Raw genomic sequence first — 12010 nt, 5'->3', positions numbered from 1 at the left:
CTTTGTAAGTTTTGGCGTCAGTCCAGACGCACCCCTTCACGTTGCAAACGATCCCGCAGGACCTCGATTTCGACGGCTAGGTCAGTGTGGTCATCCAGCATCAGCGCCGCTGTGCGGTCGGTGAAATTACGTTCCAGATCATCCAAAAGCACCAGATAGTCGGCGCGGGCCTGCGCGTTTTGCGATCTGGCGTAAATATCGGCAAATTTGATGCTGGCATCCCGCGCTCCCAATAAATAAACGCCCAGATACTTGCGCGCGGCGGTCAAATCGCGCGGGTCGTCTTCGACGGTGCGAATAAGGTCCCGTACCACGGTTTGGAATTGCGCCATCCGGGCGGAAACCTGCCGATCACCGGCACGCTCAAGCGCGTCGGACATGCCCGCCATATGCGCTTGGGCCTCGTCGACAACACGCGCCACGCGGTCTTGTTGGAAAGTATCTATGCCTTCCATCCCTTTGTCGCGCAGCGGATCAATCCCAAATGCGGCGATATGCAACCCACAGGCTGCAGCCCCAAACAACACGGCAGCGATCACATGGCCATCATGGCTGAGCGCGGCCAAACCCGTGCCCGCCCCGGTCAGGGCCGCGGCGGCGATTTTGCGGGGCAAGGCAGGGCGGCGTGCGGTTTTGCGCGCCATATACGCGGCCTCGGCGACCAACCCGCCGCGCAGCAGCCACGCCCCAAGCGCCAGAACACCTGCGCCCGCCACCCCAATACTGAGGCCCAATGCGCCTTGTGTCAGTGCCGTAAACAGCAGAACGGCCGCCGGTAAAAACATCAGATTTGCGCGCGCGCCGACGGGATCAACCTTGGCGCCAGCAAAGGTTGCGCGGTCGGGCGTAGAAGACGTGGGGGCCTGCGGGCTGAATTTGCCGCCAAAACGTTTTGCCATCTGTCAGAGCCCGCCGAGCAGGCCCGCGGCCACGCCTGTCACAAGAATAAGCAGCGCCAAAAAGGCGATTTTCTGCATCGTCGTCGGCGTCATGTCGTCTCCCCAGAGCAACGTCAGCTTTGAATATAAGGCATATGTCGCGGCATGCCAGTGTGGCCCTACTGTGCCGGGTTCACCGCGCCAGAGCTATGATTTTTTTGCCCAAATGTCGAAAACAAATACTTTGGCCACTTATATGCGGCACCAACACCGCGCGGCGAGGGGGAAATTTAGCGCTGCAACGTCATCGCAGACCCCGCGATGGTTTCACCGACGGGGGCGTGGTGGCCGGTGGCCGCCGGATTTGGGCGTGGATCTTGGCCCGGTTTTTGGCCCGGACTTTGATTTGGCCTGAGGTGGGCGCGGTTTGCGTTGCCGGGTTGCTTGTGTGGGTTTGGTCGGTGTGTCGTCTTCGGGGGGCAGGCCAAGTTGATCGCGCATGATCTTGCGGCGAATTTCCTCGACGGTGCCTGATTTCAGCTCGCCCAGTTGGAAGGGACCATAGCTGATCCGGATCAGCCGGTTCACAGCCAGATCAACCTCGCCCAAGGCGCGGCGGATCTCGCGGTTGCGGCCTTCGCGTATGCCCACTGTCAGCCATGCATTCGCGCCTTGTTGGCGGTCAAGGGTCACGGACATCGGCTGAAACGTTTCGCCGTCGACGGTCACGCCCTTGCGCAATGGGTCCAGTTGGGCGTCCGTGGGGCGCCCATTGACCCGCACCCGGTAGCGCCGCAGCCACCCGGTCGAAGGCAATTCCAGTTGCCGTTTTATCCCGCCGTCGTTGGTCAACAACAGCAACCCTTCAGAGTTGATATCAAGCCGTCCCACGCTCATGACGCGGGGCATATCGTCTGGCAAAGCCGAATAAATCGTCTCGCGGCCCTTTTCGTCGCTGTCGGTGCTGACCAACCCGATGGGTTTGTGGAACATCCACAGTCGCGCGGGTTCGGGCGGGGTGATCGGCGCGCCATCAACGGTGATGGTGTCTGTATCCGTCACATTCAAGGCGGGGGATGTGATGATCTTGCCATTCACACCAACGCGGCCTGCGTCAATCATGCGTTCGGCTTCGCGGCGGCTGGCAACGCCTGCGCGGCTGAGCTTTTTGGCGATGCGTTCCCCGGCGGGGCTTGAGGCGGGGGCTTTTGGGTCTGAGGCTGACATGCGCCTGCCATAGCGGCTTTGTGGGGCTTGCGAAAGGGGCGGCTTTACGCGCAACTGAGCGCATGGAATTTAACACCCACATGCAAGCGGCCCTAAGTGCGGCCCGCGCCGCCGCCAAACGGGGGGAAATCCCTGTGGGGGCGGTGATCGTGGACCCAAAGGGCCATGTGATCGCCACCGCAGGCAACCGCACGCGCGAATTAAATGACCCCACCGCCCATGCCGAAATTCTGGCGATCCGCGCGGCCTGTGCTGTCGTCGGGTCAGAACGGTTGCTGGGGCACGCGCTCTACGTCACGTTGGAACCCTGCGCAATGTGTGCTGCGGCGATTTCGGCGGCGCGGATCGCACGGCTATATTATGGCGCCAGCGACCCCAAATCGGGCGGGGTAGGGCAAGGTGCGCGGGTGTTCAGCCATCCGCAATGCCACCACGCCCCTGAGGTCTACGATGGCATCGCTGCCGCCGAATCCGAGGCCTATTTGCGCGCGTTTTTCGCCGCACGCCGGTGATGTTGAGGGTGGTATCATCGCGACAACAACACCGCAGACACCCGTTAAGGCGCGGGTTTTTGCGTATCGGCCCAAGGCGCAGCGTTTTGCGCGGCATCTGGTTAACAGTTTGGCGTTAGCCGGAACGATCCGTGAATAGCTGCGCGCCACCCTTGGCAAGACCCACACATAGCGCTAAACGCGCTGTGCCAAGCAGATGAGGAACCACGATGTCCATTGACGAGACCACAGCCGCCCGTGTGGCCAAACTGGCCCGGATCAAGGTAGACCCCGACGCGCTGCCCGCGCTGGCGGGTGAATTCAACACTATCCTTGGGTTCATCGAACAATTGAACGAGGTGGACGTCGATGGGGTTGAGCCCATGACATCAGTGACGCCGCAGGTTCTCAAGCGCCGCGTTGATGTGGTGGCAGATGGGGATCAACAAGAAAAGGTCCTGTCGAATGCGCCCGATGCGCGCGAAGGATTTTTTGCCGTACCGAAGGTGGTTGAGTGATGAGCAAGCTAAACGAGATGTCCCTGAGCGCCGCCCGCGACGCGTTGCGCGCCGGTGAAACCAGTTCCAAGGAACTGACGCAGGCGTGCCTGACGGCCATCGACGGGGCAGGCGCGTTGAATGCGTTTGTGCACCACACCCCCGAGATCGCATTGGACCGTGCCGCCGCCGCGGATGCGCGTCTGGCGCAGGGCGATGCCCCGGCGATGTGTGGCTTGCCCATCGGGATCAAGGATCTGTTTTGCACCAAAGGCGTGCCCAGTCAGGCAGGCTCGCGCATTCTCGAAGGGTTTTTGCCGCAATACGAATCGACCGTTAGCCAGAACCTTGCGGATGCTGGGGCGGTGATGTTGGGCAAGCTCAACATGGATGAATTCGCTATGGGTTCGTCTAATGAAACATCTGTTTATGGCAATGCGGTCAACCCGTGGCGGCGCGGCGATGATGACACGGCGCTGACGCCCGGCGGGTCCTCTGGTGGGTCGGCGGCGGCGGTTGCGGCCGATCTGTGCCTTGCGGCGACAGGCACCGACACGGGCGGATCTATCCGCCAGCCTGCGGCGTTTACGGGCACCGTGGGCATCAAGCCCACCTACGGGCGGTGTTCGCGGTGGGGCGTGGTGGCGTTTGCCTCCAGCCTCGATCAGGCGGGCCCGATGACGAAAACCGTGCGCGATGCGGCGATCATGCTTGAGGCGATGTGCGGCCATGACCCCAAAGACAGCACCTCTGCTGATCTGGCTGTCCCCGATTTTGAAGCCGCATTGACCGGCGACATCAAAGGCAAAACCATCGGTATCCCCAAAGAATACCGCATGGACGGCATGCCCGAAGAAATCGAAACCCTGTGGTCCGATGGCATCGCAATGATGAAGGACGCAGGCGCCAACATCGTCGATATCTCGTTGCCACATACAAAATACGCGCTGCCCGCCTATTACGTGATTGCCCCGGCCGAGGCGTCGTCGAACCTGGCGCGCTATGACGGTGTGCGCTATGGCCACCGCGCTACGCTGGATCAGGGCGATGGCATCACCGAAATGTACGAAAAAACCCGCGCCGAAGGGTTTGGCCCCGAGGTGCAGCGTCGTGTGATGGTGGGCACCTATGTGCTGTCGGCTGGGTTCTATGATGCCTACTACAACCGCGCCCGCCGTGTGCGGACCTTGATCAAACGCGATTTTGAGCAAGTCTTCGCCCAAGGTGTCGATGCGATCCTGACACCTGCGACCCCGTCGGCGGCGTTTGGCTTGGGCGAAATGACCGATGCAGATCCGGTGGCGATGTACCTCAACGATGTGTTCACAGTGACCGTAAACCTTGCGGGTTTACCGGGGATTTCGGTGCCCACGGGGCTGGACAAACAAGGGCTGCCGTTGGGGCTGCAATTGATTGGCCAACCTTGGGCCGAAGCTGATTTGCTGCGCACCGCACATGTGCTTGAACAGGCCGCGGGCTTTGTGGCCAAACCTGCGCAGTGGTGGTAACACTCGGCCAGTTACGATCAACAACAGGCGGATACCTCATGGCCTCACGCGCGCTTATATTGACCATCGCTTTGGTGGGGCTTTCTGCCTGCGCCGCTCAGGTGCCAGACAGCGGGCAGGGCGTGGGGTTTGATAACTCCCTTGAGGCACAGCGCCAGCGTGATGCGGCCCTGCAAGGCACACAGGCCAGACTGCCCGACACAGTGCTGCCGCCCGAACCCGGCTCTGCCGAGGCGACTGCGGCTGAAACATCGCGTATTCTGGCGCAAACCCGCACGGGGGATGTCGACACGGCGGTGCTTAATTCCGGTGTTGCGCCGGTTGAGGCCAGCCCGTCAAACCCGGCGCCGGTGGCCTTGAATAACCCCGGTATTTCCAATGAAAACGACTTTGGCGCAGTGGCCGAACGCCAAACCATCGAAAGCGACGCGGCCCGGATCGAACGCAACAAAGCGCAATACGAAGTTGTCGCCCCACAGGCATTGCCCACGCGCACAGGATCTGAGCAGCCCAATATCGTGAGCTTTGCGCTGTCCACCAGCCACCCCAAAGGCCAAAGCGTTTATGCGCGGGCCGGGTTTGGCGGGGCCAACCGTGCGGCACGCAATTGTGCCGGCTACGCATCGTCGGATCTGGCGCAGATCGATTTCCTGAGCCGTGGTGGCCCCAAACGGGACCGCAAAGGGCTGGACCCGGATGGGGACGGCTACGCCTGCGCCTGGGACCCTGCGCCCTTCCGCAAGGGTGCCGAAGACTGACGCGGTATGCAGCAGCATCCGTCACCTAATTTCGGGCCCCGGCGGGACGGGCTGATGCCCACCATCGTTGTGGTGCATTACACGGCCATGCAAACGGCGCAGGCGGCGATAGAGCGGCTGTGTGACCCTGTGGCCGAGGTGTCGGCGCACTACCTGATCTGTCGCAGCGGTGCGCTGACCCAAATGGTTCCCGAGGACCAGCGCGCGTGGCATGCGGGTGCGGGGGAATGGCGCGGCGAGACAGACATCAATTCACGCTCTATCGGGATAGAGCTCGACAATGACGGCACGCACCCGTTCTCCGAGCCGCAGATGGCCGCGCTCGAAACGCTGTTGCGGGGTATTCTGCGGCGTTGGACGATTGCACCAGACAACGTGATAGGCCATTCTGATATGGCGCCGGGCCGCAAGATTGACCCGGGCCCCCGGTTTGATTGGGCGCGACTGGCGCACCAGACCCTCGCGGCCCCCGCAGGCCGTGGCAAAGGCCCGCAAAACCCAACATCTGCGGGCTTTCGGGCGCTGGCCCGAACGGCAGGGTACACCGCCGACGTGGATGACAAAACGTTGTTGGATACGGTCCGCCTGCGTTTTCGCCCCGCTGCGTCAGGCCCGCTGCATCCCGATGATTTTGCGTCTTTGGGCCTGATTGTGCCCCCGACCTAACCTCAACCGCCAGAATTGCCTGCCAAAGACCGCCGTGCTGTGTTGACCCCGGCGTGAATAACGCGCATCACCGCCACGCGCGGAAGGCCGGATGGCCGCGGCATTGGGCAACTGGTGTCGAGGAAAGTCCGGACTCCAAAAAACAACGGTGCCGGGTAACGCCCGGGCAGGGCAACTTGACGGATAGCGCCACAGAAATGAAACCGCCACGGGGCAGGTCGGGCAACCGAAACCGCGCTGGGGTAAGGATGAAACGGTGGGGTAAGAGCCCACCGCGCCGCTGGTAACAGGGGCGGCATGGCAAGCCCCACCGGGAGCAATGCCAAATAGGGATCGCGCGTCGCAAGACAGGGCCGTTTTTGCCCGAGCAGGTCCGGGTTGGCAGCTAGAGCCTGTGCGGCAACGTATGGGTAAGAGGAATGGTCATCGAACCGGGGCATGCCCTGGGGAACAGAATCCGGCTTATAGGCCTTCCGCGCATTTGATTTCCTTTGGTGCCAGTCTTTGGCCGGCAAAGGGCGCATGACCGGGTGATTTTGCCGCGCTTAAATCCCGATAGGGGCCTGCATGGGCAGTGCTTTGAATATCCTTGCATGTTCCCCTCTGAATTTCGGTCTTTTGCGGTTGACTCGGCAGCGTGGCCAGTTAAAAGCCAAAACTCAGGATTTTCAGCAGCCCAAGGTGTACGCCGGGCCGCAGCAGGAGACACATCATGGCCAAGCCAACCACGATCAAGATTCGTCTGAACTCCTCGGCGGGGACGGGTCATTTCTACGTAACAAAGAAAAATGCCCGTACCATGACCGAGAAAATGGTCGTCCGGAAATATGACCCGGTTGCGCGCAAGCACGTCGAATATAAAGAAGGCAAAATCAAGTAAGGCAACTGCCATCTTGAATTGCGAATGGGCCGTGCTGTAAGCGCGGCCTTTTTTTATGTGCGCAAGGCTGGCGTGGCCCCTGCGGTGCGGCAAAACCGTCAAGAGCGGGTTGGTGTTGTCTCTGGAAACGCCGCAGGCTTCGCACATGTGCTTGGTGGACAATAAGGTATCGCTTGCGCACATAAAAAGCCCCGCCTAACGGTTGGTTAGGCGGGGCCGGTACATCCACAATGTGGACGTGGATTATTCTCTGTTGCCGAACAACTGTAGCAGCATCATGAACATGTTGATGAAGTTCAGGTACAGGCTCAAGGCGCCCATGATCCCGGATTTCTGCAACCATTCCTGATCACCATGATGCGCATGGGCCAAGTATGTGTTTTTGATGTTTTGGGTGTCGTAGGCGGTGAGGCCTGCAAAGATCAAAACCCCAATGGCCGACACAGCAAACATGATCGCGGGTGAGCCGATGAAGATGTTCACGATAGACGCCACGACGATGCCAATCAGACCCATGAACAAAAAGCTGCCCCAACCGGAGATGTCTTTTTTGGTGGTGTATCCCCAAAGCGATAGGCTCGCGAAGGCGATGGACGTTACCAGAAAGATCTGTGCGATGGAAAAGCCAGTGTAGACCAAGAAGATCGAGCTGATCGAGACACCCATAACAGCGGCAAACACGTAAAATACGGTTTGTGCTGTGGCCGCGGACATCCGGTTGATGCCTGCGCTAAACCCAAAGATAAACGCCAACGGGGCGAACATCACAACCCACTTGAGCGGCGACGTGTAAAGCGCGGCCCCCAGCGACGTCAGATATTGGTCTGCGCTAATTTGACCCACAGCTTGCGACGGATCAGACGTCACAGCCAAACCCGAGATCGCCCAAGCGGCCGCGAATGTGATCAGCATGCCTATGGACATTGTGCCATAGACTTTATTCATGTGGGCGCGCAGCCCCTCATCAATATGGGCGGCGCGGGATCCGGCGGTAGACCGGATTGTATTCACGTCAGCCATTAAGACCTCCACTTAAAACGTAATGCGCGTCAGACCCTCTCTGCGCGCTCTGCGCTAAATATCGGTGCCTATGGCCCGCATTTCAAGGTCTTTCGGTCGGGAATATACGCGTTTGCGTCGATTTTGGCCCGTGAATACGCCCCACGCGGTGCCTGGGGCGGCTGCGCACGTCATTCAGCGGTTGGTCCAGGTCTGGGGGACGTCCCAAAACATGCGGCGTGCTTCGCGTTCGGCGGTTGCCGGATCAAGCCCAACGTCGTCCAAGGCCTTGGCATCCAGCTGGGCCAATGCACGACGTGACCGCCACAGGGCCAGATAGGACGACAGCCCCGGCCGGCGGCGTGGCACAGAGGGGGCGCAGGGGCATGAGGCGCTGTTGATATAGGTCATGGTTCAGATCCTTTCGTGATGGATGGTCAGTGTTGTATTCGATTACTTGATGTATAGGCCAGCCTGTGTTTATTATGAAAACGAATATTTGTGACCAAACCAATCAAGGATGTTGATATGAGAAACTTGGACATCACAACGCTGCGGTCTTTTGTAACGGTGGCCGACGCGGGCGGCGTGACGCGGGCGGCTGGGTTTTTGCATCTGACGCAATCGGCGGTTTCAATGCAGTTGAAGCGCCTCGAAGACCTAATGGGCGTGGAGCTGCTTGACCGGTCTGGCCGGACGATCGGGCTTACGGCATCGGGCGAACAGTTGCTGACTTATGCGCGGCGTATGGTGGCGTTGAACGACGAGGTCGTGAGCCGTTTGACCGACCAGGCCTATGAGGGCGAGATCGTGCTAGGTGTGCCGCATGACATCGTCTACCCCGCCATCCCGCAGGTTCTCAAACAATTCCACGCAGATTTCCCTAGGGTAAAGGTGCGGTTGATCTCCTCTTATACGCGGGCGCTAAAGGAGATGTTTGGCCGTGGCGAATGTGACCTGATCCTGACCACCGAAATTACCATGGATCCGGGGGGCGACCTGCTTGATGAAAAACCACTGCGTTGGGTCGGGGCGCCGGGCGGGTGCGCGTGGCGGCAAACACCGCTGAGGTTGGCGTTCGGCCGGCAATGTACGTTCCGGCCGCATGTCGTGGAGGCGCTGGATCTGGCCGGGCTGCCATGGGACGTGGTCGTCGAGACAGAAAGCGACCGCACGATTGAGGCAACCGTCAGCGCGGATCTGGCGGTGCACACGATGATCGAAGGCACAGAACCGCCGCATCTGGAACGGATCGACCATGGCGGTGCCTTGCCCGAATTGCCGGGCCAGATGATCAACCTCTACGGCGCGCGGGTGACCAAAAATGAGATCCAACAACGTTTAGCCGATGTTCTGCGCCGGGCGTTTTCCAAAACCGATAGCCCCCGTTTGAAAGCTGTTTGAACGCGTTTGCGGGGCGCGTAATTTCGTAAGATTCGGGGAGGACAACCAGTGCCCACCTGTGGAAATTTTATGAGAGGTGGCGGGAATTTGCCGGGCCTTGGCGTTCGGCGCCGATTTCCGCCGATGATTTCCGACTGTTTTACATGGGTGTTTTAGGAGGAATGATTTTCTATTTTGTCGGGAAAAAATTTACCGAACTGCCTAAAAATCAACCCAAGATTGCGAAAATTAACCTAAATTTGACCAGATATAAAAAATTTTAATAGAATAATACCGGCATTGCTGTCGGTATAAAAATCACTGATTTCAATGGAAAAGACGCGCTATGATTGATCTGACCCCGCTGCTGTTCACGCTATCGGGAAGTGATAGTGATTGATCGAAACGGGAATCTCACTATTGTCCGGATGCACGATGATGAGCGGTGATCGCGGCTAGGTTGTGCCAAAGATGCCGTCCGGTCGAGAGGCCACATTTTTAGCAAGGTAAGTGTAAGGGATTAGCAAATGGTACATGTCGTAGATGTTTATGTTGGAAAGCGCATTCGCCAGCGCCGTTGGTTGGTTGGTATGACACAACAGAAACTCGCCGAATGTGTCGGGATCAAGTTCCAGCAGATTCAAAAATACGAAACCGGGGCAAACCGGGTCAGCGCGTCTCGCCTTTGGGATATCGCGGATGCATTGGAAGTCGAAGTCGCGTTTTTCTTCGAGGGGCTTAAAGCCGCAGAGGATGACATGGTCGAGGCTGATGCCGTCCCCGCGGATATGATGGGCGATAAAGAGGCGATGGATCTGGTGCGGTCGTATTACGCGATCCCCGAAAACCAACGCCGCCGCTTGTTTGAATTGGCACGTGTGCTGAGCGACGTCGCCTGATCACGGGCACCGATTGATGCTGCGGCCCTTTGAGGGGCGCAGTGCGGTCGCGTTTTGGGGCACTGTGGTCTTGCACTGCGGGCCGGTCGATGGCACGGGTGGCGTATGACAACAGCACATCGCTCCCATGATCTCGCGGCCCTTGATGCCGTGGCCCAAACGTTGGCGGATGCAGCGCGCGCTGCGATCCTGCCGTATTTCAGATCGTCAGATCTTGTCACAGAAAATAAACTGGCCGGGGATTTTGACCCGGTCACGGCGGCGGACCGTGCCGCCGAACAGGCCATGCGCGCCATATTGGCCCGCGACCGGCCTGATGATGCGATTTTGGGCGAAGAATTCGGGCAATCCGCAGGCACCAGTGGTCTGACGTGGGTGCTTGACCCAATCGACGGCACTCGTGGGTTTGTAAGCGGCACCCCGACATGGGGCGTGTTGATCGCGATTTCGGATGCGCAGGGACCGTTTTATGGCTTGGTCGACCAGCCCTATATCGGCGAACGTTTCATCGGGGCCCCCGGCAAGGCCGAGATGACAGGCCCGCGCGGCCCGATGCCCCTGCAAACCCGCACGACCACCGAATTGGCGGATGCGATCTTGTTTACCACTTTTCCAGAGGTCGGATCGCCCCAAGAGGGCGCTGCGTTTCGTGCGGTGGCTGACCAGGCCAAGCTGACGCGGTACGGTATGGATTGCTATGCCTATGCACTGCTGGCGGCGGGGCAGATTGATCTGGTCGTCGAGGCCGCGTTGCAACCCTATGATATCCAAGCCCCGATTGCGCTAATCCAGGCCGCTGGCGGTATCGTCACCGGTTGGGATGGATCACCCGCCCACATGGGGGGGCGTGCGTTGGCCGCCGCCAACCCCGAGATCCACGCCAAGGCGCTGACGGTCTTGCGCGACCATTTGCTATGACGCGGCTGTTGCTGCGCGGCGCTGACCATCTGCTAACGATGGATGACGCCCGTCGCGAATTGCGTGGCGCAGATGTGTTGATCGACGGGGGTGTTATCCGCGAGATCGGGGTTGCCCTTCGCGCCGACGCCACGGTGATAGATGTTTCGGGGTGTGTCGTGACGCCGGGTCTTGTGAACACGCACCACCATTTGTACCAATCGCTAACCCGCGCGGTGCCTGCCGCACAGGATGCGTTGTTGTTTGGCTGGTTGAACGTGCTTTACCCGATTTGGGCGCGGTTCACGCCAGACCATATGTTTACGTCGGCGCAGGTCGGGTTGGCCGAATTGGCGTTGTCGGGATGCACGCTTAGCAGCGATCATTTGTATTTATACCCCAATGGGACCCGCCTCGAAGATACGATCCACGCGGCCGCCGAAATTGGCCTGCGGTTTCAACCGACACGCGGCGCCATGAGCATTGGGCGGTCGCAGGGGGGCTTGCCCCCCGACAGTTTGGTGGAGCCCGAAGGCGATATTCTGGACGATTGCATCCGGGTCATCGATGCCTTTCATGACCCTGCGCCCGGCTCTTTGTGCCGGGTCGGTGTGGCGCCCTGTTCGCCGTTTTCTGTCAGCCGTGACTTGATGCGTCAGGCGGCGGTGCTGGCACGTGACAAAGGGGTGATGTTGCACACACACCTTGCCGAAAACGACGAAGATATCGCCTATTCCCAAGAGAAATTTGGCTGTCGTCCGGGCCAATATGCGCAAGATCTGGGGTGGGTGGGCCCCGATGTCTGGCATGCGCATTGTGTGAAACTGGATGCCGCAGAAATCGCACTGTTTGCCGAAACCGGCACCGGCGTGGCCCATTGTCCGTGTTCCAACTGCCGTCTGGGCAGCGGGATCGCACCGGTGGCTG

General features: G+C 59.7%; 14 protein-coding genes and 1 other RNA gene. 11 read left to right on the top strand and 4 right to left on the bottom strand.

Annotated elements, in window-relative coordinates; translation table 11 throughout:
- Positions 1 to 17 precede the first annotated feature (17 nt).
- Together ABJH13_RS08855 and ABJH13_RS08850 are read right to left on the bottom strand one after the other, a co-directional pair.
- The gene (locus tag ABJH13_RS08855; RefSeq protein ID WP_348405858.1) at positions 18 to 899 is read right to left on the bottom strand and encodes a 5-bromo-4-chloroindolyl phosphate hydrolysis family protein; all 882 of its coding nucleotides are present in this window, start codon (positions 897 to 899) and stop codon (positions 18 to 20) included.
- A 306-nt stretch (positions 900 to 1205) separates the two neighbouring features.
- Positions 1206 to 2105: a pseudouridine synthase gene (locus ABJH13_RS08850; RefSeq protein WP_348405857.1), complete on the bottom strand. Its 900-nt coding sequence runs from the start codon at positions 2103 to 2105 to the stop codon at positions 1206 to 1208.
- Positions 2106 to 2167: 62 nt separating this feature from the next.
- Between ABJH13_RS08850 and ABJH13_RS08845 the strand changes: the two genes are divergently transcribed.
- The 7 genes from ABJH13_RS08845 (at position 2168) to rpmG (ending at position 6905) form a co-directional block, all read left to right on the top strand.
- Complete coding sequence (locus ABJH13_RS08845) at positions 2168 to 2617, top strand: nucleoside deaminase (RefSeq protein ID WP_348405856.1); 450 nt, start codon at positions 2168 to 2170, stop codon at positions 2615 to 2617.
- A 209-nt stretch (positions 2618 to 2826) separates the two neighbouring features.
- A complete protein-coding gene (gatC, locus tag ABJH13_RS08840; RefSeq protein WP_348405855.1) occupies positions 2827 to 3114 on the top strand; it encodes an Asp-tRNA(Asn)/Glu-tRNA(Gln) amidotransferase subunit GatC in 288 nt (95 codons plus the stop codon).
- A complete protein-coding gene (gatA, locus tag ABJH13_RS08835) occupies positions 3114 to 4601 on the top strand; it encodes an Asp-tRNA(Asn)/Glu-tRNA(Gln) amidotransferase subunit GatA (protein WP_348405854.1) in 1488 nt (495 codons plus the stop codon). Before gatC ends, gatA begins: the two co-directional genes overlap by 1 nt.
- A gap of 38 nt (positions 4602 to 4639) precedes the next feature.
- Entirely contained in the window at positions 4640 to 5359 is a 720-nt protein-coding gene (locus ABJH13_RS08830; RefSeq protein ID WP_348405853.1) for a hypothetical protein, read from the top strand.
- Between the two features lie 54 nt (positions 5360 to 5413).
- On the top strand, positions 5414 to 6025 hold the full coding sequence (locus tag ABJH13_RS08825; RefSeq protein WP_348405852.1) for an N-acetylmuramoyl-L-alanine amidase: 612 nt from the start codon (positions 5414 to 5416) through the stop codon (positions 6023 to 6025).
- Positions 6026 to 6104: 79 nt separating this feature from the next.
- Positions 6105 to 6506, top strand: an RNA gene (gene rnpB, locus ABJH13_RS08820) — RNase P RNA component class A.
- A 231-nt stretch (positions 6507 to 6737) separates the two neighbouring features.
- Entirely contained in the window at positions 6738 to 6905 is a 168-nt protein-coding gene (gene rpmG / locus ABJH13_RS08815; protein WP_011454349.1) for a 50S ribosomal protein L33, read from the top strand.
- 243 nt (positions 6906 to 7148) lie between these two features.
- Here rpmG and ABJH13_RS08810 read toward each other — a convergent pair whose 3' ends face one another.
- Together ABJH13_RS08810 and ABJH13_RS08805 are read right to left on the bottom strand one after the other, a co-directional pair.
- The gene (locus ABJH13_RS08810) at positions 7149 to 7925 is read right to left on the bottom strand and encodes a Bax inhibitor-1/YccA family protein (RefSeq protein ID WP_348405851.1); all 777 of its coding nucleotides are present in this window, start codon (positions 7923 to 7925) and stop codon (positions 7149 to 7151) included.
- A gap of 174 nt (positions 7926 to 8099) precedes the next feature.
- Complete coding sequence (locus ABJH13_RS08805) at positions 8100 to 8315, bottom strand: DUF1127 domain-containing protein (protein ID WP_348405850.1); 216 nt, start codon at positions 8313 to 8315, stop codon at positions 8100 to 8102.
- A 117-nt stretch (positions 8316 to 8432) separates the two neighbouring features.
- Between ABJH13_RS08805 and ABJH13_RS08800 the strand changes: the two genes are divergently transcribed.
- The 4 genes from ABJH13_RS08800 to ABJH13_RS08785 all read left to right on the top strand — a co-directional run.
- Positions 8433 to 9308: a LysR family transcriptional regulator gene (locus tag ABJH13_RS08800; RefSeq protein ID WP_348405849.1), complete on the top strand. Its 876-nt coding sequence runs from the start codon at positions 8433 to 8435 to the stop codon at positions 9306 to 9308.
- Between the two features lie 506 nt (positions 9309 to 9814).
- Positions 9815 to 10186, top strand: a complete 372-nt coding sequence (locus ABJH13_RS08795) for a helix-turn-helix transcriptional regulator (protein ID WP_348405848.1) — start codon at positions 9815 to 9817, stop codon at positions 10184 to 10186.
- Between the two features lie 105 nt (positions 10187 to 10291).
- Complete coding sequence (gene hisN / locus ABJH13_RS08790; protein WP_348405847.1) at positions 10292 to 11104, top strand: histidinol-phosphatase; 813 nt, start codon at positions 10292 to 10294, stop codon at positions 11102 to 11104.
- Positions 11101 to 12010 (top strand): amidohydrolase family protein (locus tag ABJH13_RS08785; RefSeq protein ID WP_348405846.1); only part of this gene is annotated, 910 nt, incomplete at its 3' end. The genes hisN and ABJH13_RS08785, both read left to right, overlap by 4 nt.

This window comes from Roseobacter sp., from assembly GCF_039970775.1.
GTDB lineage: Bacteria > Pseudomonadota > Alphaproteobacteria > Rhodobacterales > Rhodobacteraceae > Roseobacter.
Note: the sequence above shows the minus strand (reverse complement) of the source record. Positions and strands in the feature narration are given on the sequence as shown.

Excerpts from the sequence above, each read along its gene's own strand:
- ABJH13_RS08855 (WP_348405858.1), bottom strand. The coding sequence starts at position 899 with ATGGCAAAACGTTTTGGCGGCAAATTCAGCCCGCAGGCCCCCACGTCT.
- ABJH13_RS08850 (WP_348405857.1), bottom strand. The coding sequence starts at position 2,105 with ATGTCAGCCTCAGACCCAAAAGCCCCCGCCTCAAGCCCCGCCGGGGAA.
- ABJH13_RS08845 (WP_348405856.1), top strand. The coding sequence starts at position 2,168 with ATGGAATTTAACACCCACATGCAAGCGGCCCTAAGTGCGGCCCGCGCC.
- gatC (WP_348405855.1), top strand. The coding sequence starts at position 2,827 with ATGTCCATTGACGAGACCACAGCCGCCCGTGTGGCCAAACTGGCCCGG.
- gatA (WP_348405854.1), top strand. The coding sequence starts at position 3,114 with ATGAGCAAGCTAAACGAGATGTCCCTGAGCGCCGCCCGCGACGCGTTG.
- ABJH13_RS08830 (WP_348405853.1), top strand. The coding sequence starts at position 4,640 with ATGGCCTCACGCGCGCTTATATTGACCATCGCTTTGGTGGGGCTTTCT.
- ABJH13_RS08825 (WP_348405852.1), top strand. The coding sequence starts at position 5,414 with ATGCCCACCATCGTTGTGGTGCATTACACGGCCATGCAAACGGCGCAG.
- rpmG (WP_011454349.1), top strand. The coding sequence starts at position 6,738 with ATGGCCAAGCCAACCACGATCAAGATTCGTCTGAACTCCTCGGCGGGG.
- ABJH13_RS08810 (WP_348405851.1), bottom strand. The coding sequence starts at position 7,925 with ATGGCTGACGTGAATACAATCCGGTCTACCGCCGGATCCCGCGCCGCC.
- ABJH13_RS08805 (WP_348405850.1), bottom strand. The coding sequence starts at position 8,315 with ATGACCTATATCAACAGCGCCTCATGCCCCTGCGCCCCCTCTGTGCCA.
- ABJH13_RS08800 (WP_348405849.1), top strand. The coding sequence starts at position 8,433 with ATGAGAAACTTGGACATCACAACGCTGCGGTCTTTTGTAACGGTGGCC.
- ABJH13_RS08795 (WP_348405848.1), top strand. The coding sequence starts at position 9,815 with ATGGTACATGTCGTAGATGTTTATGTTGGAAAGCGCATTCGCCAGCGC.
- hisN (WP_348405847.1), top strand. The coding sequence starts at position 10,292 with ATGACAACAGCACATCGCTCCCATGATCTCGCGGCCCTTGATGCCGTG.